This is a genomic window from Rothia sp. HMSC078H08 (genome assembly GCF_001808955.1).
Classification (GTDB): Bacteria; Actinomycetota; Actinomycetes; order Actinomycetales; family Micrococcaceae; genus Rothia.
In genome coordinates this window covers 51,669-75,037 of sequence record NZ_KV795243.1, presented here as the reverse complement: position 1 = coordinate 75,037, position 23,369 = coordinate 51,669, and the positions used below count along the sequence as shown (strand labels likewise).

Below are 23,369 nucleotides of genomic sequence, written 5' to 3'. Positions count from 1 at the left end.
CGCTGCGGGCGCTACCGGCGTCCAGGTGGATGTTGATGCCGACGGTGCCGTTCGGGTTGCGCACGGGAAGCTGCGCGAAGGATTCGGTGATGCGGTCGAGCTCTTCCTCGCTGGCGAGCAGGCCGGGCATGTAGTCCATCTCCACGAAGATATCCTTCTTCAGCGGATTGGCGCCCATCGCGGGGTAGTCCACGTCGATTTTGCCGTCGCCGTCGGCGTCGTAGCCCTTCATCTCCCAGGTGTTGGGGATGCCGTCGCCGTCGATGTCGGGGTTGTAGGCGTTAGCCGCGGGCGCCGCGACCGTGCCGAGTACCAGCAGGGCCGCCGAAGCGAGCGCGGTACGCACCAGGCGGGGGGACAGGGAGAAAGCCATAAAGTATCTCTCTTCGTATCTTGACCACGCGGGAGGTTGCATCATCTGACGTTGCGCACGGTATGGGTCGTACGGGTCCGGTTCTATGGTGAGTAGAAGTATCAGGCGACTACCGCGTGGTTTAGTGGTCATGTGTGTCGCTGCCGCCGATATGCAGTCGGCGTGCCGCGAGTGAGCGCGGCATTTAAAAGACAGCGGTCACTGCCGAACCCTCCGATGGAGGCAAAAGAGCCGTTCTTGGTTCTCTTCTGTTCGACGGTGACCCGCCTCATCATACACAGAGTGCATCTAGTTTGTCCCGGTATTCGCACCGTATCTCAGGTTATGCACCGTTTATGACGTAAAACGTTTTGATAAGCCTTCTATTTAGTGTTTTCTGACTCAGGCTCTGCCTCAGCGTTCTGTGCGGCGGCTTTTGCCTCGGAGGTCTTCATGGAGGCGTAGAACAGGCACACGACGGCGCCCACCGCCGCGGCGACCAGGGGTAGCATCATGGAATCAGCCATTGCCACCGCGTAGGGTTCACGTAGAATCTGCGGAAGCACGCCTCCAGCAGCACCGTCGTGAGAGCCACCGCCCGCTGCGGCAGCCGGGCCCAAGGCAGACAGGTGCGAAGTAATCGCAGAAGCCATGATGGTCGTAATCGCAGCCGAACCCAGCACCGACGCCATCTGGCGGGTCTCGTTGTACACGCCCGAACCGGCACCGGCACGCTGCGGCGGCAGGTTACGGGTCGCAGACACCGACAGCGGACCCCAAATGCAGGAGTTCGCCGCGCCCAGAATAATCATCGGGCCAACCATCAGCCACAGGTTGCCGTCCGCAACCATCGTCGGGCGGAGCAGAGCAAAACCAATAACCAGCAACGTAAAGCCAATCACGGCAATCCACTTCGGGTCGTTACGGTTCAGACGCGCACCCACCACCGGCGCCAACGCGCCCGAGAACAACGCCATCGGGGCGGTCATCAGCGCAGCCTGGGTCGGGTCCAGGCCCTCCACCTGCTGCAGGTACAGGGTCAGCGGGAATGCCATGCTGATAGCGACCACACCCATAGCGGAGATAGCCACATTCGACACGGAGAAGTTACGGTCACTGAACAGGCTCAGCGGAACCAGCGGCTCACGCGGGTTAATAGCCTGCCAACCAATGAACAGACCCAGCACCAGAATGCCGGCAATAATCAGACCCCACACGCTCACCGCAATACCAGTACCCATAAACGAGTCAGTGATGGTGCCCCAGTCGTAGGTGGCGCCTTCCTGAATACCGAAAACCAGCAGGAACAGGCCGACCGCCGAAAGCACCACACCCAACCAGTCGAAGCTGTGCTTCTTCTGCTCGAACACCGGCACGTTACGCCACGCCAAGAACAGGCCGACCAGGCCAACCGGAATGTTGATGAAGAAAATCCAGCTCCAGTTCAGAGCATCCACGAGCACGCCGCCCAGAATCGGGCCAACCAGCGAGGCGACGCCCGCAGTCGCACCCCAAATACTCATCGCAACACCGCGCGCATTCGGCGGGAACATCAGCGTAATCAGAGACATGGTCTGCGGGGTCATCAGCGACGCACCCAGGCCCTGCACCACGCGGGCAGTAATCAGCGATTCAACGTTCGGCGCCAGACCACACCACAAGGAAGCAAGCGTAAAAATAGCCATACCGATCATGTACAGGTTCTTCTGACCGAAGCGGTCACCCATACGGCCGGTAATGAGCAGCGGCACCGCATACGCCAGCAGGTAGGCGCTCGTCACCCACATGCCCGCCGACAGGGATGCATCCAGATCCTGCAGCATGTGCGGCAGGGCGATGGTGACGATATTGCCATCCACCAGGATCATGAAGAAGCCAACAACCAGGGACCAGAGAGCAGGCCAGGGCTTGTAGGGTGTCTTCGCCGGGTTACCGACGAGAGGCGCTTTTTTGGGGCGTGAACTCAATGATCCTCCAGCGGATGAGCGTTGCGGGTAGATGTCTGTGTGTTCAGCGTTGCCGCTGATAAATATCACCCCATCTTACTCCCCTTGTGGGCGCGGCTCCGGTTGCTCTACCCTAATCAGCGCTCAGCAGCCGCTGACCGGCGAGCGCGCGGCACCTCGCCGGGCGCGGGCCGAACCCTCTAGACTGGAAATGAACACACATCGCCCTTCAGCCTGAGGAGTACACCATGGCACGAGTAACAATTATTGGCGGTCACGGCAAGGTCGCGCTGCTGGCCGAACCCATGCTGGTTGATGCCGGCCATCAGGTGACCGGCATCATCCGTGCCGAATCGCAGAGTGCCGACCTTATGGCACGCGGCGCAACTCCCGAGGTCGTTGATATCGCCTCGTTGAGTGTCGAGCAGATGACTGAGCTTTTCGCCCGCCTGGGGACCGAGGTGCTCATCTGGTCTGCTGGCGCGGGCGGCGTGGGCGGTCCCGAACGCACCTATGCCATCGACCGCGACGCCGCCATCCGCTCCATGGATGCGGCGCAGGCAGCCGGCGTAAAACGCTACATTATGGTCTCGTACCTGGGTGCCGGAGCCGACCACGGAGTCCCTTCCGACCACGGTTTCTACGCCTACGCCGAGGCGAAGGCCGCCGCTGACGAGTACCTACGCTCCTCCGGCTTGGACTTCACGATTCTGGGCCCTGGCACTCTCACCCTGGAGGATGAGGGCGGCATCGAGGTGACCACCGCACCGGCGCACAACGGAGACTCTTCGGACACCTCACGTGCTACCGTGGCCCGCGTGCTCACCGCGACCGTGGCCGATGACTCGACCATTGGCAAGGCCATTCCCTTCCGCAATGGCTCCACCCCCGTGGCTGAGGCGCTCGCCGCCGCACCGGCGGGAACCTCGCTACGCTAGCAAAAACCCGCATCCTGCCCGGGCCACACTCCTTACCCGCCAAGTCAGGAGAATGAGCTCACCACACGATGAACACCCCCAAGGAGGCACTCGTGGGTTTCTTTGATTTCTTCACCGACCGAACCCCGGCAGAGCCCGCCGAAATCCGCCTCGTCGCTTTCGTGAGCGGCAAGGTGCAGGGCGTGGGCTTCCGCTGGTGGTGCGCCGGCACCGCCAAGCCGCTGGGCCTGACCGGGTACGCCGAGAACCTCGACGACGGGCGCGTCAAGGTGATTGCGGAGGGGACGGCCGCCTCCTGCGCTCGCCTGGTGGATATTCTGCGCGGCGACGATACCGCGGGCCGCGTGGATGAGGTTCTCGTCGGGTGGGAGGAGCCGTCCGGCTCGTTCCGCGGCTTCGGCATCAGGTAGCCTCCCCAGTCTTTATTTAGGGCGCGCCGGATGCTCTCCTCACTACGAGGAAGCACCCGGCGCGCCCCTATGCTGTGCGCGGGTTAACCCCGCGGGTCCGCCCAGAGTGCCGCGAACTGAGCGCGGGTCATATCGGCGCGGCGCACCCGGTGCTGCACCGGGTGGCCGTTCTCGTCGGGGCGGCCGGAGTTTGGGTCAATATCGTCGTAGATGCCGGTGAAACCCGCCTTGACCGCCACACGCTCTGAGGGCTCGTTACCCGCCAGGGCGGTCCAGCGCACGCGTTCGAGGCCCAGTCCGAGCGGGTCGAAGGCGTAGCCGAGGACGGCTCGCAGTGCCTCGGTCATGTAGCCCCTGCCGCGCGCTTTCGGGGCGGTGTAGAACCCCAGTTCGGCGCGGGTTCCGGGGCTTTCGGGGGTACCGTCAGCCAAGCGCAATTCAATGGTTCCGGCAAACACGCCGGAGGCGTCAATCGCCCAACGCTGAATCTGCCCGGCGGCAATCTGTCGGATGGTGGTGAGCAGGTAGTCCTCGGCGTCAGCGCGCGTGTAGTTCAAGGGAATGCGGGTGTAGCGGAGGGTTTCTTCGTCGCGGCAGGATTCCACGATGTCGGGGATGTCCGCTTCGCGTAGGTGGCGCAGGGTGAGGCGTTCGGTAATGAGTTCGGGCTGGTTGGGCTCTACATATTCGCTGTGTTCTAAGAAGTCACTGTGTTCTAAGAAGTCATTGTGTTCGGGGGTCATGATTCGAGCTTAACCCCTGGGGTTTGTAGGTGGGATTTGCGCATGGATATTTGCACGGGGGAAGATTTTTGAACGCCCCGGAATGTTTGGTGATGCATATCATACTTAAACCTTCGGGTTTTAATCCAAGGCTACTTGATTATTATGAATTATTCATAATAAAATATTTATCGAGCCCGCCCATTGGGCACCACTTAGAACAAGCGCCGCGCAACGAATCCGCGCGGCACGAAACAGAAAGAAGAACACCATGGCAGTTCTGACCATCGGCGACCAGTTCCCCGCATACGAGCTCACCGGCGTTGTCCCCGGCAAGCTGGCTGACATCGAAGCAACCAAGCCCGAAGACTACTTCACCACCGTCTCCTCCGAGGGTCTGGACGAAGGCACCTGGCGCGTCGTCTTCTTCTGGCCGAAGGACTTCACCTTCGTTTGCCCCACCGAGATTGCCGCATTCGGCAAGCTCGCTGACGAGTTCGAGGCACGCGACACCCAGGTGGTCGGTGTTTCCGTTGACAACGAGTACACCCACTACGCATGGCGCCGCTCCCACGAAGAGCTCCTGGACCTGCCCATCGTCATGGCATCCGACCTCAAGCGTGAGCTGGTTAGCGCACTGGGCATCCTGAACAAGGACGGCGTTGCAGACCGCGCAACCTTCATCATCGACCCTCACAACACCATCCAGTCGGTCTCCATTACCGCTGACTCCGTCGGCCGTAACACCGACGAGGTGCTCCGCCAGCTGGACGCACTGCAGTCCGACGAGCTGTGCGCATGCAACTGGCAGAAGGGTGCAGCGACCATCGACGCATTCAAGGAGATGAAGTAATCCATGAGCATCGATAACCTGCGTTCGGCTCTGCCTTCCTACGCGAAGGACATGAACCTCAACCTGTCCTCCCTGCCCCGCATCACCTCCCTGACCGAGCAGCAGCTCTGGGGCGCAATCCTCGCAACCGCAGCAGCAACCAAGGTTGACTCTGTTGTTGTTGAGATTGCTGCAGAGGCTAAGGAGCACCTGAGCGACACCGCTTACGAGGCTGCTCTGGGCGCTGCAACCATCATGGGCATGAACAACATCTTCTACCGCACCCGTGGCTTCCTGCACGGTGCATACGATGACCAGCGTGCAAACCTGCGCATGCAGATCATCGGCAAGAACGGTGGCATTGAGAAGCTGGACTTCGAGATGTTCGCACTGGCAGTATCCGCAGTCAACGGCTGCTCCCACTGCGTTGAGGCTCACGAGCACACCCTGCGCGAAGAGGGCGCAACCAAGGAGCAGGTCAATGACCTGATCCGTATTGCTGCAACCCTCGGTGGCGTGGCACAGGGCATTCAGCTGGCTGAGGCACTGGGCTAAACCCGCTAAGCGTTAGAGCACACACAGAAGCGGCGCATCCTTCCCTTCACGGGTCGGATGCGCCGCTTTTATGTGCGCGTCAAGCCCCGCAACGTGTTGGGCGGCAGTTTCCTAACTCCTCCGATTTGGCGCTATACAATGCCTGTATGCGGTACTGTATTTTGGGCTCCACCAGCCCCCTTCCCAGCGTGGAAGAACTCACTGAGCTTTACGATTCTGTCGGCTGGAGCGCCTATACCAAAACGCCCGAACGCCTCCTCCCGATGCTGGAAGGCTCACGCTATCTCTACACCGCACGAGAGACAACGCCTGAAGGAACGGGACGGCTCATCGGGCTAGTACGCGCCGTCGGAGACGGTCAATCTATCGCCTACATTCAGGACCTTCTGGTACATCCGCACGCCCAGCGTCAGGGCATTGGTTCTGCGCTTCTAAAGCGTGCCATTGATGACTTTGACCGAGAAGACATCCGACAGCGACTCATTACCACCGACGTTGCTAGTGAACACGCCATTGCGCTCTACAAACGCTACGGTTACGCCCCCGTAGAGGCGGCAGGATGCATCACCCTTGCATACTATCGATAAGGCAATATCGCATGCGGCTTGATACGGATTGACTCGTTCAAGCTGGCTGAGACGCTGGGCTAAACCCACTAAGCGTCAGAGCTTACACAGAAGCGGCACATCCTTCCCTTTTCGGGTCGGATGCGCCGCTTTGTTGTACCTGCTTTTGTTTCAGCTGGTCGCCGAGCCAGTGCGCAGGGCGGTATCCCAGCTACTCGCCAGGCGCGTCGCCGCGGCAACCAGAGACGCCAGGTCCTCGGCGTACACCGGGGTCGAGCGCACGCCCGCGCACCAGTCAATTGTGCCCAAACCCAGCCAGGGCTTACCCGGAAAGAACTCGCGGCGTAGCGCCACGCGGCGCTTACCCAGGGCGCGGCGGCCGGGCACGTACCCGCCGCGACTGATGAACAGCACCTCACGCCCCTCGGACTCCACTAGAGCCTCCAGTGCCCTCAGCGCAGAAATCCAACTCGGTTCCCCCACTCTCACCAGGTCGGCCGGCTCGGGGTACTCGCTCTCGTGCTCCGCCACGCTCACACCCAGGATGTACTGGTAACGCACCTGCCCCAGCTCCTGCGGCAGGCCGCGGTCAGCGGTCTGAATCGTACCGCACAGGTGCCGCGCGACCGACTCACCATCGACGTTCACGCCGGCCAGGGGCAGATTGGGACCGTCCAGATAGAGCCCCACCGCGCCGGTACCCGTAATGTTGGGGCGCACCGACCAGCCGGGAAGCGCCTCCTCCAGACGGGGTACGATTCCCTGCAGGACCCCGAAAACTTCGTCGCGAGATACCGCCACAGCGGCTCCTTTCACCTTACGCAGATTTCGTCTAGTCCCAGCTTAGCGAGCGTTCCGGCTACGCGAAGGCAACCACACCATGAGCGCCGACAGCGCCGTGCCGGCAAGCATCATCACCGTCATGGACTCCACCGCGTTCAGGGGGCTCAACGCCAACAGTAGCGAAGAAATGATGCCGCTACCATACTGGAAAGAACCCAGCGCAAAAACAATCATGACGGCCTTGGGGGGTGGAGATTCACTCATTCTACGCCCATCTTTTAGCGCGCCCACAAGCTTCTCCTTCTCGTCTCAGAGCTCGTCATGAGCACTTTTCAACTAGGAGCAGGAGCGGCGGCGGGTCTACAATAAATCGGTGCCAATTCAGGTACGCGCACAGGCAGACAGAGCCGGATGCGGTGATAACGTCGTCACCCGACCCCCCCCCCGTTGCGCGCGCCTCCCCCTACCGGCACCCGCAGCACACGCATCACGTACGCAGGAGAACGCCCATGCACGAGTTCTTTGACCCCGATCAGGTATTCCGCATCGTCGACATTGCCGCCGTTGTCGCTAACGGCCTGCTCGGCGGTGCTGTGGCGCGCGCCTTCCGATTCGATATCGTGGGCTTCCTGCTACTCGCGGTCGCCTGCGGTATGGGCGGCGGCATGATTCGTGACGTGCTACTAAACTCGGGCCTGCCCGTGGCGCTCACCGACGGCGGCTACTGGGTGGGTGCTATCGGCTCCTCGATTCTGGCGTACAGCATCGATTTGAGTGCCCGGTGGGCGACCCGAACCATGCTCATCATTGACTTCATCGGTATGGGCGCGTGGGCGGCAACCGGCACCATCAAGTCCCTGAACCTGGGTCTGCACTGGCTGCCCGCTATCGCACTGGGTGTGACCACCGCGGTCGGTGGCGGCGTTATCCGTGACATCATGGTCAACCGTATTCCGGCAATCTTTGGTGGTAACTCCCTGTACGCTACTGTGGCGTTTGTGGGTGCCTCTGAGACCGCCCTCGTGACCGGCCTATTCCACCGCCCGAACCTGGCGATGGGTCTGTCCATTCTGCTGTGTTTGGTGCTGGGTGTGCTCTCCTATATGAAGAATTGGCAGCTGCCGACCACTCCGGCTGAGCTTCGTGTGCCTCGCCCGCGTCTCTTCGCTTTTGGTAAGCAGGAGGACCGCACCGTCGCTAATGAGGGCTGGTCGCCCGGTGAGCCGCTCACTGAGCAGCTTGAGGTTATTAACGCTGAGCAGCTGGAGGAGTACCGCCGCTCTAAGGGGCTTTCGGAATAAAAGCCAATATATGCTGAATATAGAATATGGGCTGGTTTCCGCTGGTCAGATGCTTATCTGACGGCAGAAAACAGCCCATATTTACTATATGCAGTACGGCTAAATCGTGTACTCGGTGCTGTCGTACACGGTCAGGAACTTGCGGATGCGCTCATCATCCGAGGCGAAGAAGCCGTTCGGCTCACCGTTATAGCGCAGGGTACCGTTCTCCAGGAACACGATACGGTCCGCAACCTTCTTCGCAAACGCCATATTGTGCGTCACGATGACCAGGGAGCGGCCCTCCTTCGCCAGCTGCATGAGCACGCGGATGACCTCCGCCTCCAGCTCGGGGTCCAGGGCGCTCGTCGGCTCGTCGAAGAGCAGGTAGGAAGGTTCCAACGCCAGGGCGCGAGCAATCGCCACACGCTGCTGCTGACCGCCCGAGAGGGCATCCGGGTAGGAATCCACCTTATCGGCAAGACCCACCTTCGCCAGCAGCTCGCGGGCACGCTCCTGCGCCTGCTGAGCACTCAGGGTGCCGTTCAGGGTCGGGGCGAGCGCCACGTTCTTCAGCGCCGTGTAGTTCGGGAACAGGTTGAACTGCTGGAACACCATCGCCGAACGGGAGCGAATATCACGCACCTGCGCATCGGTGAGCTTCTGGCTGTAATCTACCTGCGCGTCGTCAATGGTGAGCGTGCCGGACTGCGGGGTTTCCAGCAGGTTCAGGCAGCGCAGCAGAGTCGACTTACCGCTACCGGAGGGGCCCAGAATCACCGTGGTCTCACCGTCGGGGATGTCCAGGCTGATGTTCTTGAGCACCTGCGTCTCACCGAAGCTCTTCGACAGGGAATCAACGCTAAGCATTGTTGCTCCTCACGTAACGGTTGCTGTACTTCTCCAGCGCCGACTGCGCGGCGGTCAGCAGAGTGAAAATCACCAGGTAAATGATGGCGACTTCGGAGTACATTGCCAGCGGCTCGAAGGTACGCGACGCGATCTGCTTGCCGGTCTGGAACAGGTCAACCATCGAAATGACCGACACCAGCGAAGTGCCCTTAATCAGGTCGATGAAGTTGTTGCCCAGGTTCGGCAGAGCAATGCGCACCGCCTGCGGAATAACCACGTGGCGCAGGGTCTGCATGCGGGTGAAGTTCAGGGTTGCCGCCGCCTCAAACTGGCCGCGCGGAATAGCCGCCACCGCGGAACGGAAGGTTTCCGCCACGTACGCGCCGGTGTGCAGGCTCATCGTGATGATCGCGGCACTCCACACGTCCAGGGCGATACCAACCTTCGGCAAGCCGTAGAAGACGATGAACAGCTGCACCAGCAGCGGGGTGCCACGGAAAACCCAGATATACAGCCACGCCAGCCAGTTCACCGGGGCGAAGCGGCTCGTGCGCGCGCCGGCGGAGATGATGCCCACCAGCAGCGCCAGCGCGAAGGAGATGAGCGATAGCGGAATGGTCACTGCCAGGGTCGAGCCCAGCAGCTGAGGCAGGGACTCAGCCCAAAGATTCAGGTAGCGTTCCATGAACGGAACTCAGCTCCTTATAGAAAGTATTAGTTCTTCGGGGAGAGGTCTTCGCCCACGTACTTCTCGTAAATCGCCTTGATGTCACCGTTCTGCAGGTGCTTCTTCAGCGACTCGTCGATAGCGTTACGCAGGGCGTCCTGGCCCTTAGCCATCAGGATGGAGGAGTTGCTTCCGGTGCCCAGGTCACCGGAGAGCAGGCGCAGGTTAGCGTTCGGGTGCTCCTTGAGGTACTCAGCGAAGGACACGGAGTCGTTCGCGGTCATCTCTGCACGGCCCGAGAGGACCTGTTCGATAGCCTCATCGAAACCGGAAACAACCACAATCGAGGCGCCCTTCGCCTCCACCATCTTGCGGAAGTTCGAGGTCTCAGACTGCGCCGAGGAGTGACCGGAAATCTCGCTTACGTTCTGCAGGGAAGAATCCTTCTTCACGGCAATCTTCGGCTCGGAGTACAGGTAGGGTACGGAGAAGTCGTACTTCTGCTTACGCTCATCGGTTGCAGAAACGTTGTTGATGACGATGTCGTAGCGGTCAGCGTCCACGCCAGCAATCAGCGAATCCCAGGGGGTCTCGATGAACTCGGCGGTCACGCCCAGGTCCTTAGCGATCAGGTCGGCGATTTCCTTCTCGAAGCCGACCAGGGTGCCGTTCGAGTCGTGGAAGGAGAAGGGGCGGTAGGTGCCCTCCAGGCCCACACGAATCTTGCCGGCAGACTTGATAGCCTCCAGCTTGTTGGTGCTGGATGCGGTGCTGCTGCCGTTGGAGCCGCACGCTGCGAGCAGTGCAGCCAGGCCGGTGAATGCGGAGCCTGCGAGGACGGTACGGCGGTTAATCATTGCGGACATAGTGTTCTTCTTTCGTGTGGTGGTTGATGCTCTTGTAGTTGCGGGTTGTCACCCTGCGGTAACCCGGGGGCATCGTGCGGTGTGCCCCTCTCTGCGGGTGCAACGCTGGCTATCCTACAGTTATTCCAGACCCGAGAGAATTCAACGTAATATTCCGTCACAATCTGTGAGAGAGGAAAACCCGGCGGTCGGTACGCGTGTGTGCTGTGTACCGGCCGCCGGGCTCCACACTAGGATACCGGCTTAGCACCCCAGAACATAGGGGTCAGGTTTACCTTAAAGCTGAACTGCTCTCGACAAGGGGCGATGCTACGCCCTCAATCTCGCCCACAACGCGCCGAATGCTCCACCGGGCACAGATTAGGGGCGCCCCGGGAATCACCCCGGGTACGCCCCCTCTCTTAGTCCAATGAGAACGCCAGCGTCATAATGCGAGGTGCCTGCGGGACTGTCGCTGTTTTCAGAAGATTTTCTGCGAACCTACGCCAATGTAGTAGCTCTCATTCTGCTTCACTAAAGCTTTTATCGCTTTCCAGGCCTCCCTCTGACGACAGGTGTTTCCCTGCAAAAGAGCAACATTGGCGAAGCTGACCAACATACCTTTCGGGTCCGCTTCGCGGAGGTCCTTAGCAAAAATTTTAGGCTTTGCAGAGGTATCAGTCGTTGGCATCATCCAGAGGCGAGAACCATGAGCTACACGGTTTCTCAGAGTGGTCAGAGACTTAAGACGGCCCTCAAAGTGCTTATGGTTCACCCCCATATACCCTGCGGTCTTTTTGTAGAGCAGCAACTTTTCAGAACCTCCAGACTCAGTGGAGGTTTCTGAAGCATAACTTTGGACCACTGCGTGGGAGAGAAGTCCCAAAGAAAACGAATCAACAATAGACCACAGGGGAAGCTCTTTTTGCATCATCTCTCGAAGCGCCTCAACATCTTCCCAGTCTTCCAAGCTTTCAGAGGGATTTTTAGAGGAACTTTTAGCGCAAGATTTCCACCACTCCTCAATACGCTCACGAACATACGGTTCACGGTATCGCAGGATATGCCGCATCATATCTTTGATAAGCGCATCTACTGGCCTGTCCTGATTTATGCAGATATATACATCCGGGTTGAGGTACTCATGGGGACTACGATAAGTACAGAATGCTTCCACCCATGCAGCTCGAATCGCCTGTTCGCTCTGCCTCATGTATCCGTACAGGAGGGAAGAGACCTCCACATCCATACGCACAATATCTAAAATATCTGAGATGTCTGGCTTCTCAGGCAGAAATCCCTCGCTCTTGTATTTGTTGTAATTACGAAAGTATCCCAGAAGGTAGTGGAAATTAGAGCATGCAAGCATGTCTCGGTCATCATCGCTCAGGGTCGTTCCCTGAGGAAAATACCTCTTAGCAACAAGGTATTCCTTCTGGTCCTCTATTGAAGGCAGAAATACGCACGATTCCTTGGGCAAAACCACTGCTCTCCTTACTCGGTTCGCCGTAGAACCGAACATAAAAAAGGACCCCCTCGAGATGCGCTTGAATCAGAGGCGGAGGGGGGACTGTTAGTACAACCATAACATTGAAGCTACACGCTCTCAAGGAATCTGGGCGTTTTCCCTGGTTATCTTCTGGTTGCTTATATCGCTACATCGTCCTTAATGAAGGAGGGGCGTACCCGGGAATCACCCCGGGTACGCCCCTCCTAGCACGCTGACAAGCGCCTAATTTTTGTAATTACAAGCTACGGTAGCCGCAGCTTACACAGCGCAGGCTACTTGGACAGCACCTGACGCTTCGAAGAAATCACGCCCGTGTTGAAACCAGCCAGGTGCAGGCCACCGTGGAAACGCGCATGCTCAATCTTCACGCACTTATCCATCACCACGTTCAGGCCGGCAGCCTCACCAATCGCGGCAGCCTCCTCACTCCAGGAGCCCAGCTGCATCCAGACGGTCTTCGCGCCCAGATCCACAGCCTCCTGAACCACGCCCGGCAGGTCCTCATTACGGCGGAAAATCTCCACCAGATCCGGGACCTCCGGCAGGTCCTGCAGCGACGGGTACACCGGCTGACCCAGCACAAGCTTGCCCTTCGCCGCCAGAATCGGGTTCACAAAATACAGCTTGTACGGCGACGCCGACTGCAGGTACGTTGCCACAAAGTACGAGGCACGCGAAATCTTATCGCTCATACCCACAATCGCGATCGTGCGGGTATTACGCAGAATGTTCAGACGCTCAGGGGCGGAAGGACCCACCCAGGTACGCTTCTCAGTCATTACTTCTCCTCCTGAGTGGTAGTAGGCAGGGAGCAGGATGCGCCAGCAGCAGCCTCAGCGGCGGCAGCGTCCTCGGCGGCCTTAGCGGCGGCAACCGCCTCCTCAGCCTCCACAACCTTGTCTGCGCTGGACTCGCCCACACGCTCACCGGCGTGGTTCAGGCCGGTCGCGTAGGTCAGCGCCTGGTCCAGGTCCCAAATGATGTCTTCGACGTCTTCCAGACCCACCGAGATACGGATCAGGTCCTCACCCACGCCGGCAGCCTCAAGCTGCTCACGCGACAGCTGCTGGTGCGTGGTCGAACCCGGGTGCAGCACGAGAGTGCGGGAGTCACCAATGTTTGCCAGGTGGCTTGCCAGCTGCAGGGCGCCAATGAACTCGCCACCGACCAGACGGCCGGACGCCTTCTCGGTGCCCTTCACACCGAAGGAGAACACGGAACCGACACCCAGCGGCAGAAGCTTCTTCGCACGCTCGTGGTGCGGGTGGTCTTCCAGGCCGGCGTAGTTCACGTAGGCGATACGCTGATCCTCAACCAGCCAGGCAACAACCTGCTTAGCGTTCGCCAGGTGCGCGTCCATGCGCTGCGGCAAGGTCTCAACGCCCTGCAGCAGGTTGAACGCGGACTGCGGGCTCAGCGACGGACCGAAGTCACGCAGCTGCTCAGAACGCAGCTTAGTCAGGAAACCGAACTCACCGAAGTTACCCCACCAGGACACGCCGTTGTAGGAGGGAACCGGCTCGGTCATGGACGGGAAGTTGCCGTTACCCCAGTTGAAACGACCGGACTCGACGACGATACCGCCGAGGGTGGTGCCGTGACCGCCCAGGAACTTGGTGACCGAGTGAATGACGATGTCCGCGCCGTGCTCGATGGGGCGGATCAGGTAGGGGGTGGACAGGGTTGCGTCCACGACCAGGGGGATACCCGCCTCGTGTGCGACCTCTGCGAGGCCTTCCAGGTCGGCAACCTCACCGGAGGGGTTCGCCACGATCTCGGTGTAGATTGCCTTGGTGTTCTCGGTCAGTGCCGCCTTGTAGTCGGCGGGGTCGGTGCCGGGCACGAAGGTGGTTTCAATGCCGAAGCGGCGCAGGGATACGTCCAGCTGGGTGACGGTGCCGCCGTACAGCTGCGAAGAAGCCACAATGTGGTCGCCCTGCTGGCACAGAGCCGCGAAGGTGATGAACTCGGCAGCCATGCCGGAGGCGGTCGCTACCGCGCCGATGCCGCCTTCGAGGGAGGCGATGCGCTCCTCCAGCGCGGCGACGGTGGGGTTGGACAGGCGCGAGTAGATGTTGCCGTACTTCTGCAGGGAGAAGAGGTTCGCGGCGTCGTCAGCGTCTTTGAAGACGAAGGAGGTGGTCTGGTAGATGGGGACCGCGCGGGCACCGTGCTCGGCGTCGGGGGTGCCGCCCGCGTGTAGTGCGCGGGTGCGGAAGCCGAAAGTGTGTTCAGCCATTGGTTTGCTCCTGTGTATCTGCCCGCCTGTGTGCGGGGAGTCGATAGTGGCTCGACTTTATACTGTGCCACCGGCGGCGGGGCGCACCAAGTGCGGGTACCTATATGTCGTTTATTGCGGATTATGACGGGGTATCATATCAGCCGTCATAACAACTTCTGTTATGACGGCTGATATGATGCGCGATTAATGAGACTGATAAAAATACCCGGTTTTAGCCTGCAATTCCGGGGTTTTTAAGATCCTAAGAATGGTGAGAATACCGCATCATAACAACATCATCGCAGGATCATAACAACATCATCGCAGAAATTGTTATGATGCTGTTATGACGTTCACCAAGAAGTAGCCATCGGGAGCATGCATGGAAACAAACACCGCCGAACTCATCGATAACCTACGCCGTAGCCAGGCTGAAAACGGACAGGTAGAAGTCAAAGCTGCAGCTGGCGGGTTCCCCAAGTCTGTTCTTGAAACCGTTAGCGCTTTCGCTAATGGAGACGGTGGCACCATTCTTCTCGGCCTCACCGACCCGGCAGAAGGTCTACAGCCGGTTGAAGGTTTCAACGCACAGGCAGTCCATGATGCATCCGTTGAGGCAATCCGTTCCAAGATTACGCCTCGACCTCCGGCAGATATTCACATTGAGGCGGTAGAGGGCCAGCACCGTATCGTGCGCATCGATGTACTCCCTGGCGACCCGACGCAGAAGCCCTACTACATCGAAGCACACGGCATGTATAACGGCTCCTATCAGCGTGTTGGTGAGGCGGATATTCGCCTCACCAAGTACGAGATTGACCGCCTCCTAGAGAACCGCAGTCAGCCCCGCTACGACGAGGAGCTGGTCAGCGAGGCAAGCTTCAAGGACCTCTCCCCCACCCTTGTGAGTGCCTATGTCGCTCGCCTGCGCGAGGAGCAGCCTCGTGTTTTTGCGGCGCTTTCTGACCGTGAGGTTCTTCTGCAGGCACGCATTCTACGCATCGATTCTGAGGGCCGAGAAGTACCCACTCTTGGAGCGCTTCTCGCCATGGGCTCATACCCGCAGGCGTTCTTCCCGCAGCTGATGATGAGCGTTGTTGTTCTTCCCGGTGAAGAGCTTGGTGAGGTTACTGAGGACGGTCGACGCTTCCTGGACAATCACAGCTGTACCGGCCCTATCCCCTCCATGTTGGATGAAGCTATGGGCGTTTTAGTTCGCAATATGCGCAAAACGTCCACGATGGAGGGCCTCAACAGCAGCGGTATCGGGCGGGTTGAGCGCTACGAGTATCCGCTGGAGGCTATCCGCGAGCTCCTGGTCAACGCCCTCATGCACCGCGACTACTCGCCGGGTGCGCGCGGCTCGCAGGTGCAGGTTGAGCTCTACACCAACCGCCTGGTGGTGCGTAGCCCGGGCGGTATCTACGGTGCTGTGACTATCCGAGATTTCGGTCAGCCCGGTGTTTCTTCAACCCGCAACAGCTACTTGGCAAGCATTCTGACTGATCTGCCCGATCCGGGTACGGGGCGTTTGATTGCAGAGAATAGGGCTTCCGGTATTCCCACGGTTCTGCGCGCGCTGAAGGAGGCGGGTCTGCCCGCTCCCCAGTTTGCTGACCGTCTACTCTATGTGCAGGTCACTCTGATGCAGCCCCCGCAGGGTGCGTCTTCTACGGAACAGAAGACCGCGCCTGAGGATAAGACTCAGCAAGCAACCCATTCCACGGGCAAACATTCAGCCGACGCCGTCGAACCGGCGGGGGCCGATGCGTCGCTTGACGGCCTCAGCGAACGCCAGGCTGGTATTGTGCGTGGCCTGCGTGCACAGGGCGAGGCTGTTTCCACGACATATATCCAAGAGCATTGGGGTCGGGGTGCTTCACGTACCTCCATCACGAATGATCTGCGCCGTCTTGTGGAGGCGAAGCTGATTGTTCCTACGGCTCCGCCGCGTAGTAAGAACCGTAAGTATCGCGCTGCTTAGACGTACCCGATAAAAGGTACACAAAAAGGGGAGGGAAATAGAGCGGTTATTCTCTATTTCCCTCCCCATTCGACTATTCAGCCAAAACCACGTTTAGCCGCAGGCCCACTCAAAGACGACCTGCGAGAAGTCGCGGGCGGCAAGCGCCTCCGGAGTAATCAGCCAGTTCGCCGCACCGGCATCACCCCACATCACGTACACGCCCTCCTCGGCGTCCTCACCCCACTCCGATTCGATGGTCAGCAGGTTCACCGTGTGGCCGCGCAGCTCCTCAAACTCGTCGCGCGGGTCATTCTGCACGAACGAGGGGTAGCCGCCGATATGCGAGTAATCCCTCTCCTCCGATTCGAAGGGCTCCAGCAGGTTATAGGAGGCGTCATCGCGTGCGTTCGGTTCCTCGGGCAGCTTCTGGTCCGGGTACATCTCGTCCCAGGCGTCAGCGAACCGGTCGTAGATTTCGTAGCCGCCATCCAGGAAGCCCTGCTCCCAGGTCTCGAAGGCGAGCGCGTACTCGACAACCTCCTCGACGGTGCCCTTACCGTCACGTCCGAAGGGCCAACCGTAGTCATCCCAGTTCACGGTCGGGTACGGCGCATCCGGGTTCGGCTCGCCCAGCGTCTCGTAGTAGATAACGCGGTGGTTCTTCTGCGAGAGCGGGTTCTCGTAGTCGTAACCCCACATGCACTCTTCGTCGTTCGGGTCGATCCAGAACTGCAGCATGCCGGTCGCCGGGTAGATGTCGTTTTCGGGCAGGTCGGCGCAGTTAATCTGCGCAATCATGCCCAGCGGCTCACCCTTCTCATTAGTCGGTGCAGACTCGCCCGCGGGCAGGTACGGGCGGCCGCCAAACTTGGATGCGGTCTGCGGCAGCGGCGCGTCCGGGCTGCTGACCTTCAGGCGAATCGCCTGCTTACGCGCGCCACGCTCGTTGAGCGCGTCGATGACGCGGCGTGCCTGCGCCAGGGTCTCTTCGGAGGGGTTATTCATCGGCATGATGTGCTCGTTTCGTCGGTGAATTAATCGGTGTGAAAGGTTCGGTGTGAAGGCGCGAGGCAACGGTACCGCGGCGCCTTCTACCCCCATTAGACCCTATTTCGGGCAGGCGCGCACCGGTTTCGGTCACGAGTGCATCCGGCAGGCAGAAACGCTGGTGCAGAGCGTGCAGAAAGCCCCGCCTCCTCACCCTCACGCGCAGGACGTGAAAGATACAGATGCGGGGCTTCCAGCGAAAACGAATCTCTACACGAGACGAGAAAGGCTTAGAGCGCCTTCTCGATGGTCTCCAGAACACCGAGCGCAGCAGCCGGGCCAGCGTTCAGGAAGAACATGTCGGGATCCACGCTGTGTGCGTGCTTCTCGGTGACAGCCTTGAGGGTGCTCCACAGGGCTTCCTTGGTCAGCTTGGACTCGTCGCCACCCTGCACGCCGTAGAACAGGTAGTCTGCGTCAGCCTGGTCGAGCTGCTCGGCGCTCAGGTCCACGGAGGTCTTCTCAACCTGCGCAGCCGCGGGGCGTGCCAGGGATGCATCCACGCAGATGGAGCCCACGAACGAGGACTTCGCGAAGATGCGGGTGCGGTCAGCGGAAGTGTACAGGAAGGAGAAGGTCTTCTCGCTGCCAGCCTTCTGACCGACCGACTTCGCCTTGGTGTTGTACTCCTCCATGAGCTTCTCAGCCTTCTCGGTGGTGCCCAGCGCGGCGGCAATCAGCAGGAAGTCCTGCTTCCAGTTGATGCCGGTGCCCTCGGTGACCACGGTCGGCGCGATCTTGGCGAGGGACTCGTACAGCTCGTCCTTCTTGTTGGTGTTGTTGATGAGGATCAGGTCGGGCTTGAGGTTCGCGATAGCCTCAACGTCCGGGTCGGTGCGCTTGCCGACCTTGGCAATCTTGTCGAGCTCTGCGGACTTATCGGAGAACTTGGTCTTCAGGTAGGTGGGGACCAGGTCGGCATCACCGGCGGTTGCCGCGCCGACGGGCACGATGCCCAGGGAGAGCACGCCGTCGAGCTGACCGGTGGAGAGAATCACGACCTTGGAGGGTGCGGATTTGATGGTGGTTTCACCGCGGAAGTGCTTGACGGTGCGGGGGAATTCGCCGTCAACGGTGGTGGTGCCCATGCCGGAGGGCAGCGCGGAGGGTGCCACCTTCTTACCGGTCGCAGAAGCAGACGCGGAGGAAGAGCCGGAAGTGTTGGAGGAGCCGCATGCCGCCAGGGCGAGGGCGCCGAAGGAGCCGAGTGCGAGTGCGCCGAAGGAGCGGCGGGTGATCTTGTTCGTCATATTTGCCATATTATTAGGATAACCTCATATATGCATATGCGATACTTAATACTTATCTATTGATACGTTAAGCATCCTCCGTCCGCACGGAAGCACACCGCTCCCCCACCACCTCCAAAGCCTATGACACCACAGACCTCCCCCTCTTCCGGACCCGCCGTTAGCGCTGCTTCCCTGGCGAAAATTCGTGCCCTCTCCGCTTCTTCGGACGCCGTATCTGGCGCCTCCTCTGGCGGTCAGGGTGGCAAGTCTATCTCGCGTCTGGCGGTTGCGCTCATTATCGGCGGCGTTCTGCTAGTGCTGCTTTGCGCCCTGTCGTTTACGGTGGGTTCGCGCCTGTTCACCCTGGACCGCTCGATTGACGGTTTCCTCCACCCGGAGGCGAACACCATCGAGTCGAAGCTGATTTGGGCGAAGCGTGCCCCGCGTACCGCCGCGGCGTTGCTGGTGGGTGCCGCGTTGGCGGTGTCGGGTGTGCTCATGCAGGCGTTGAGCCGTAACCCGCTGGCTGAGCCGGGTCTGCTGGGTGTGAACTCGGGTGCTGCCGCCTCCGTGGTGGTCGGTGTGGGCGTTTTTGGGGTGTCGTCCCCGTTCGTTCAGCTCTGGCTGGCGCTGGCCGGTTCGGGTCTGGCGGCGGCGCTGGTGTTCGTCATGGGCCTGGTGGATTCTAAACCGAACCTGGATTCGACGGCGCGTCTGGTGCTGACGGGTGTGGCGGTGAATGCCTGCCTGGGCACGATTACCGGCATTATCACGATGTTTAATTCGAAGGCTTTTGATTCGCACCGTTTCTGGGTGGTGGGTTCGCTGGAGAACCGCACCTTTGAGCAGGTGCTGTCTGCGCTGCCCTTTGTTGCGTTGGGTTTGGTGCTGTCGTTCATGCTGATCGGTCCTCTGCGTGCCCTGGCACTCGGTGAGGATGCGGCAGCCGGCTTGGGCGTGCCGGTGACGATGGTGCGTGGCGCGACGATTATTGCGATTATGGCGCTGTGCGGTGCAGCGACTGCGGTTGCGGGCCCGATTGGTTTTGTGGGTCTGGTCGTGCCGCATGTGGTGCGTCTGCTAGTGGGTTCCGACATTGCGCGCGTGCTGCCGCTGTCGCTGGTGTACGGCCCGGTGTTGGTACTTGCCTCCGATATTCTGGGTCGCGTTCTGGTGATGCCGAGTGAGCTTGAGGTGGGTATTGTGACCGCCTTTATTGGTGCCCCGGTGCTGATGGTTCTGGTGCTGCGTTTGAGCACCGGTGCGCGCGGTGCGAAGAAGGGCCGCATGGGTTCGAAGGCGCAGGCGCACGATGAGTCGGGTCCGGCTCATGTGTCGGAGCACGGTCCGCATCGTGCTCAGCGCCCTGTTGCACGTGGTTCGTCTGGTTCGACTGGCGTATCTGGTTTGTAGGCCCCGGTTTCTGAGAGGTTTTATTGTGAGCGTTGTGTCTCGTTCTGTAGCCGGGTCTGTTGTGGCCGATTCTGTGCGTATCCCGGGGCGTTACCGCACCCCTATTCCACGTACCCTGCTGGTGGTGGCGGTGCTTGTGGTGGCGGCGGTCGCCTCCCTGGTGTTTGGTAGTTATCAGATGAGCCCTGATCAGGTGTTTCGCCTGATTTTTCAGGGTGAGGGCACGGAGATTGAGCGTCAGCTGGTGTTGAATCAGCGTCTGCCGCGTATGCTTGCCGCCGTGGTGGTGGGTGCGGCTTTGGGCTTATCGGGCGCTATTTTTCAGTCGGTTTCCCGTAATGCTCTGGGTTCGCCGGATATTATCGGTTTCACGGTCGGTTCGGCGACCGGTGCCCTGTCTGTGGTGCTGATTGGGTCGTTGAGTTCTACCGGCGTGGGTATGGGCCTGGGCGCTATTATTGGCGGTTTTGCGACGGCGGCTGTGGTGATGCTTCTGGCGGGTGTGCGCGGTGGTGCAACGATGGGTCAGAAAATGGTGCTGATTGGTATTGCGGTGAGTGCGATGCTCAGTTCCGTGAATGATTACCTGATTACGCGCGGTGATTTGGAGAAGGCGGAGGCGGCGAAGACCTGGCAGCACGGTTCGCTGAATGCGCTGTCGTGGAATCAGATGTCGGTGCAGGCAGTGCTGCTGCTGGTGGCTATTCCGCTGGTGCTGATGCTGACGCATCGCCTGCGCGTCTTGGAGCTCGGCGACGATTTGGCAGCGGGTTTGGGTCTGCCGGTGAAGAGGACCGTGAACATGCTGGTGGCGGCCGCCGTACTCCTGGTGGCTGTGGCGATTTCTGTTGCCGGCCCGATTGGTTTCTTGGCGCTGGTTGCCCCGCAGATTGCGCGCCGCCTGTGGAACACTCCGGGTATGGCGATGTGGCATTCGGCGTTGCTGGGTTCGGTAATTTTGGTGCTGGCTGATTTTGTGTCGGCTCGTGCGTTGGCGCCGTTCCAGATTCCGGTGGGCCTGGTGACGGGCGCGTTGGGTGGCGTGTATATGCTGTGGTTGCTGTACCGTCAGCGCTAGTTGCGCCGTCTTACTCCGTATGAGTGACCGGGTGTTCCCGACTGTGGGGGCACCCGGTTTTCTCTGTTTCGCTAGGTTTCATGAGCGGTTTCACTGGGTTTCGCGGGCGGCTTCAGAATTTTTCAGAATTTTCCCAGTTTTACCCCGGGGTAGATTAAAAACTGCTTATCGTGTCAGGGGTCGCTCATAGAGTGTAGGTGTTGGAAGGGACGATCCTTCCAACCGGGCACACCGTCTCCTGCGGTGTTGCCGCTAGGTTGATTCAGCATCTACGGAAGGAACGGTCATGGACAACACCACTCACGAGAGCCAGTACGCAAACGCAGAGATTTCCTGCACCGCCGATGAGCAGCTGTGCCGTGATGCAGAGTTCAACCTGCTGATGCAGGCGGGCACCATCGTCCGTATGGAGCGTTTCAACGTGGAGGAGCTCCGCGGCGTTCTGGAGCAGCTGGTGGCTGACGGTTCGTGCTTCCGCACCGCGCCGGCCTCTTCGACGATGGGCCGCGTGATGCGTCACCTGACTCAGGGTGCTTCCGGTTACGAGGCGAACCTGGCTGAGCTGCGTGCGGCGGCGCAGAACGCTCTGCTGTTCGTGTTCCCCCTGGAAAAGGACTTGGAGATGTGCCTGCGCTTTGAGCGTGTGCAGGGTACCGGTCTGGCGCTGACCGGCATGGGCGTGAGCCCGGTCAATGGTGACCTGTGGGTCAAGCACTGGGCCATGCGTTCTCTGGAGTGCACCGATGCGGTATTCGCGGTGGAGTCAGCTCCGGGTGCCTGCAATTTTGAGCTGCGCCGCAAGACGTTCTACGCAATGCTCACGATGGTTGAGCTGTCGACTTTGGGTCTGTCGGCTGAGCAGGAGGACTTCTACATGTTTGCCGATTCGGAGGCTGTGTGTAAGAAGTTCAAGCGCGAGCGCCGCGATTGCCGCCGCGCAATGCGCGCACAGTACGACCGCGCCGCGTAAGGCATGTGTGTATGCCCTACGCGGCATACGCGTTTAAAGGCCTAGCCAGTGGCGTTTTGTGGACTGTTAGAGCCACTTATTCTTCTTGAAGAACCAGTAGAGGAGCAGACAGGAGACCAGCATCAGCAGCAGGGCCGCCGGGTAGCCGAACTCCCACTTGAGCTCGGGCATGACCTCAAAGTTCATGCCGTACACCGAGCCAACAATGGTGGGCACCATGAGTAGCGCCGCATAGGCGGAAATTTTCTTGGTGTCGTCGTTCTGTTGCTGACCGAGCAGGGTGTCGTGCACGCGCAGGGCGTTTTCGAGGGAGCTACGAAGATCCTCAAGGCGTTCCTTCGTGTGCACCACGTGGTCGAGCACATTACGGAACTGGCGGGCAAGTTCCACGGCCTCGTCTTCAACCTCGCCCTGGCTCGCGCCCGGGTAGGGGGACGGGTCGAGCGCGCCGGTGCGTAGGCCTTCAATGATGCGACCCATCATCGGTTCGAGGGGTCGGCAGGCTCGCTGAAAGTCAATCACCTGGTTGAGTAGCTCGTATATGCGCTGCGCCAGGGAGTTGGCGTCTTGGCGGTCGTGCGCGGAGAACAGGATGTCTTCAATCTCGTCGTTGTCGTTCTCGAGTCCCTCGAGCACGGGGGCGTACCTGTCGACGGTGCTGTCGAGGATGCGGTGCAGCAGTCGGGCGGGGGATGCATCGGGGGTGGCGTAGAGCAGGTTGAACTTGTCGTTGATGCGCTGTTCGTCGCGAACGAGTGCGAGGGTGTAGCGGGGGCCGGTGAAGAGGTGCAGTTCGCTGAGGCGCACTTCTTCTTCTTTGTCGAGGTAGATGGCGGGGCGGATGACGGTGAAGAGGGAGTCGCCGTATCGTTCTAGTTTGGCGCGCTGGTGGCCTCGTCCGGCGTCTTCGATGGCGAGTTCGTGCAGGTTGAAGGTTTTTTGCAGGGCGTGTAGTTCGTGGATGTCGGGGTTGGCGTATCCGAGGGCTACGGCGGTGTTCTCGTCCGCGTAGGCGCGGAGGGTTTCTTCCTCGGTGGCACCCAGCTGAGGGCGGTCCGAGCTCGGGTAGATAGCTCCGGTGATATAGGACATCGTTTTTCTCCTCTGAACGCTTTGGCGCCACGTGTGTGGGCGCTCTTTCCAGCATACGGCACACGCCCCGCCTGGTCATGTGCACCGCGTGT

Annotated in this window: 23 protein-coding genes and 1 pseudogene; 10 read left to right on the top strand and 14 right to left on the bottom strand. The window is 60.1% G+C overall.

What is annotated here, in order from left to right:
* Both HMPREF2528_RS01415 and HMPREF2528_RS01410 read right to left on the bottom strand, forming a co-directional pair.
* Positions 1 to 373, bottom strand: a pseudogene (locus HMPREF2528_RS01415) (C4-dicarboxylate ABC transporter substrate-binding protein); the annotation flags it as partial.
* A gap of 362 nt (positions 374 to 735) precedes the next feature.
* Positions 736 to 2,319 (bottom strand): DHA2 family efflux MFS transporter permease subunit, encoded by a 1,584-nt coding sequence (locus HMPREF2528_RS01410; protein WP_070541761.1) that lies wholly within the window; start codon positions 2,317 to 2,319, stop codon positions 736 to 738.
* Positions 2,320 to 2,546: 227 nt separating this feature from the next.
* Between HMPREF2528_RS01410 and HMPREF2528_RS01405 the strand changes: the two genes are divergently transcribed.
* Together HMPREF2528_RS01405 and HMPREF2528_RS01400 are read left to right on the top strand one after the other, a co-directional pair.
* Positions 2,547 to 3,236 (top strand): NAD(P)H-binding protein, encoded by a 690-nt coding sequence (locus HMPREF2528_RS01405; protein ID WP_049347060.1) that lies wholly within the window; start codon positions 2,547 to 2,549, stop codon positions 3,234 to 3,236.
* Between the two features lie 68 nt (positions 3,237 to 3,304).
* A complete protein-coding gene (locus HMPREF2528_RS01400; RefSeq protein ID WP_371326305.1) occupies positions 3,305 to 3,646 on the top strand; it encodes an acylphosphatase in 342 nt (113 codons plus the stop codon).
* An 83-nt stretch (positions 3,647 to 3,729) separates the two neighbouring features.
* Here the strand turns inward: HMPREF2528_RS01400 and HMPREF2528_RS01395 are convergent, their stop codons facing one another.
* On the bottom strand, positions 3,730 to 4,389 hold the full coding sequence (locus tag HMPREF2528_RS01395; protein ID WP_070541758.1) for a GNAT family N-acetyltransferase: 660 nt from the start codon (positions 4,387 to 4,389) through the stop codon (positions 3,730 to 3,732).
* A 250-nt stretch (positions 4,390 to 4,639) separates the two neighbouring features.
* Here HMPREF2528_RS01395 and HMPREF2528_RS01390 point away from each other — a divergent pair, with 250 nt between their 5' ends.
* From HMPREF2528_RS01390 to HMPREF2528_RS01380, 3 genes are all read left to right on the top strand, one after another.
* Positions 4,640 to 5,221, top strand: a complete 582-nt coding sequence (locus HMPREF2528_RS01390) for a peroxiredoxin (protein WP_070541753.1) — start codon at positions 4,640 to 4,642, stop codon at positions 5,219 to 5,221.
* Positions 5,222 to 5,224: 3 nt separating this feature from the next.
* The gene (locus HMPREF2528_RS01385; protein ID WP_049333921.1) at positions 5,225 to 5,755 is read left to right on the top strand and encodes an alkylhydroperoxidase, AhpD family; all 531 of its coding nucleotides are present in this window, start codon (positions 5,225 to 5,227) and stop codon (positions 5,753 to 5,755) included.
* A 161-nt stretch (positions 5,756 to 5,916) separates the two neighbouring features.
* On the top strand, positions 5,917 to 6,342 hold the full coding sequence (locus HMPREF2528_RS01380) for a GNAT family N-acetyltransferase (protein WP_246823840.1): 426 nt from the start codon (positions 5,917 to 5,919) through the stop codon (positions 6,340 to 6,342).
* A 150-nt stretch (positions 6,343 to 6,492) separates the two neighbouring features.
* Here HMPREF2528_RS01380 and HMPREF2528_RS01375 read toward each other — a convergent pair whose 3' ends face one another.
* Positions 6,493 to 7,122, bottom strand: a complete 630-nt coding sequence (locus HMPREF2528_RS01375) for an L-alanine-DL-glutamate epimerase (protein ID WP_070541747.1) — start codon at positions 7,120 to 7,122, stop codon at positions 6,493 to 6,495.
* A 42-nt stretch (positions 7,123 to 7,164) separates the two neighbouring features.
* The gene (locus HMPREF2528_RS01370; RefSeq protein ID WP_049350458.1) at positions 7,165 to 7,368 is read right to left on the bottom strand and encodes a hypothetical protein; all 204 of its coding nucleotides are present in this window, start codon (positions 7,366 to 7,368) and stop codon (positions 7,165 to 7,167) included.
* Positions 7,369 to 7,613: 245 nt separating this feature from the next.
* On the opposite strand from HMPREF2528_RS01370, the gene HMPREF2528_RS01365 reads away from it, so the two are divergent.
* Positions 7,614 to 8,405, top strand: a complete 792-nt coding sequence (locus HMPREF2528_RS01365; RefSeq protein WP_070541741.1) for a trimeric intracellular cation channel family protein — start codon at positions 7,614 to 7,616, stop codon at positions 8,403 to 8,405.
* A gap of 99 nt (positions 8,406 to 8,504) precedes the next feature.
* Here HMPREF2528_RS01365 and HMPREF2528_RS01360 read toward each other — a convergent pair whose 3' ends face one another.
* The 6 genes from HMPREF2528_RS01360 to HMPREF2528_RS01335 form a co-directional block, all read right to left on the bottom strand.
* Positions 8,505 to 9,254: an amino acid ABC transporter ATP-binding protein gene (locus HMPREF2528_RS01360; RefSeq protein ID WP_070505786.1), complete on the bottom strand. Its 750-nt coding sequence runs from the start codon at positions 9,252 to 9,254 to the stop codon at positions 8,505 to 8,507.
* A complete protein-coding gene (locus HMPREF2528_RS01355) occupies positions 9,247 to 9,921 on the bottom strand; it encodes an amino acid ABC transporter permease (RefSeq protein WP_070541738.1) in 675 nt (224 codons plus the stop codon). The genes HMPREF2528_RS01360 and HMPREF2528_RS01355 overlap by 8 nt, the downstream gene beginning before the upstream one ends.
* 29 nt (positions 9,922 to 9,950) lie before the next feature.
* Positions 9,951 to 10,769, bottom strand: a complete 819-nt coding sequence (locus HMPREF2528_RS01350; protein ID WP_049357881.1) for a transporter substrate-binding domain-containing protein — start codon at positions 10,767 to 10,769, stop codon at positions 9,951 to 9,953.
* Between the two features lie 460 nt (positions 10,770 to 11,229).
* Positions 11,230 to 12,234, bottom strand: a complete 1,005-nt coding sequence (locus HMPREF2528_RS01345) for an Abi family protein (RefSeq protein WP_049361881.1) — start codon at positions 12,232 to 12,234, stop codon at positions 11,230 to 11,232.
* Positions 12,235 to 12,530: 296 nt separating this feature from the next.
* A complete protein-coding gene (locus tag HMPREF2528_RS01340; protein WP_005509183.1) occupies positions 12,531 to 13,037 on the bottom strand; it encodes a CoA-binding protein in 507 nt (168 codons plus the stop codon).
* Positions 13,037 to 14,497 carry an O-acetylhomoserine aminocarboxypropyltransferase/cysteine synthase family protein gene (locus HMPREF2528_RS01335; protein ID WP_070541734.1) on the bottom strand — a complete coding sequence of 487 codons (1,461 nt, stop codon included), beginning with the start codon at positions 14,495 to 14,497 and terminating at the stop codon, positions 13,037 to 13,039. Before HMPREF2528_RS01335 ends, HMPREF2528_RS01340 begins: the two co-directional genes overlap by 1 nt.
* Before the next feature lie 364 nt (positions 14,498 to 14,861).
* Here HMPREF2528_RS01335 and HMPREF2528_RS01330 point away from each other — a divergent pair, with 364 nt between their 5' ends.
* Entirely contained in the window at positions 14,862 to 16,463 is a 1,602-nt protein-coding gene (locus HMPREF2528_RS01330; RefSeq protein ID WP_070541730.1) for an ATP-binding protein, read from the top strand.
* Between the two features lie 93 nt (positions 16,464 to 16,556).
* Here HMPREF2528_RS01330 and HMPREF2528_RS01325 read toward each other — a convergent pair whose 3' ends face one another.
* Both HMPREF2528_RS01325 and HMPREF2528_RS01320 read right to left on the bottom strand, forming a co-directional pair.
* The gene (locus HMPREF2528_RS01325) at positions 16,557 to 17,456 is read right to left on the bottom strand and encodes a YwqG family protein (RefSeq protein WP_070541727.1); all 900 of its coding nucleotides are present in this window, start codon (positions 17,454 to 17,456) and stop codon (positions 16,557 to 16,559) included.
* A gap of 266 nt (positions 17,457 to 17,722) precedes the next feature.
* Positions 17,723 to 18,742: an ABC transporter substrate-binding protein gene (locus tag HMPREF2528_RS01320; RefSeq protein ID WP_070541902.1), complete on the bottom strand. Its 1,020-nt coding sequence runs from the start codon at positions 18,740 to 18,742 to the stop codon at positions 17,723 to 17,725.
* Between the two features lie 123 nt (positions 18,743 to 18,865).
* Here HMPREF2528_RS01320 and HMPREF2528_RS01315 point away from each other — a divergent pair, with 123 nt between their 5' ends.
* From HMPREF2528_RS01315 to HMPREF2528_RS01305, 3 genes are all read left to right on the top strand, one after another.
* A complete protein-coding gene (locus HMPREF2528_RS01315; RefSeq protein ID WP_012904282.1) occupies positions 18,866 to 20,137 on the top strand; it encodes a FecCD family ABC transporter permease in 1,272 nt (423 codons plus the stop codon).
* Between the two features lie 25 nt (positions 20,138 to 20,162).
* On the top strand, positions 20,163 to 21,215 hold the full coding sequence (locus HMPREF2528_RS01310) for a FecCD family ABC transporter permease (protein WP_049357901.1): 1,053 nt from the start codon (positions 20,163 to 20,165) through the stop codon (positions 21,213 to 21,215).
* 286 nt (positions 21,216 to 21,501) lie between these two features.
* Positions 21,502 to 22,185: an integrase gene (locus HMPREF2528_RS01305; RefSeq protein ID WP_070541724.1), complete on the top strand. Its 684-nt coding sequence runs from the start codon at positions 21,502 to 21,504 to the stop codon at positions 22,183 to 22,185.
* Positions 22,186 to 22,251: 66 nt separating this feature from the next.
* Here HMPREF2528_RS01305 and HMPREF2528_RS01300 read toward each other — a convergent pair whose 3' ends face one another.
* The gene (locus HMPREF2528_RS01300) at positions 22,252 to 23,277 is read right to left on the bottom strand and encodes a magnesium and cobalt transport protein CorA (protein WP_049357905.1); all 1,026 of its coding nucleotides are present in this window, start codon (positions 23,275 to 23,277) and stop codon (positions 22,252 to 22,254) included.
* Positions 23,278 to 23,369: the final 92 nt, after the last annotated feature.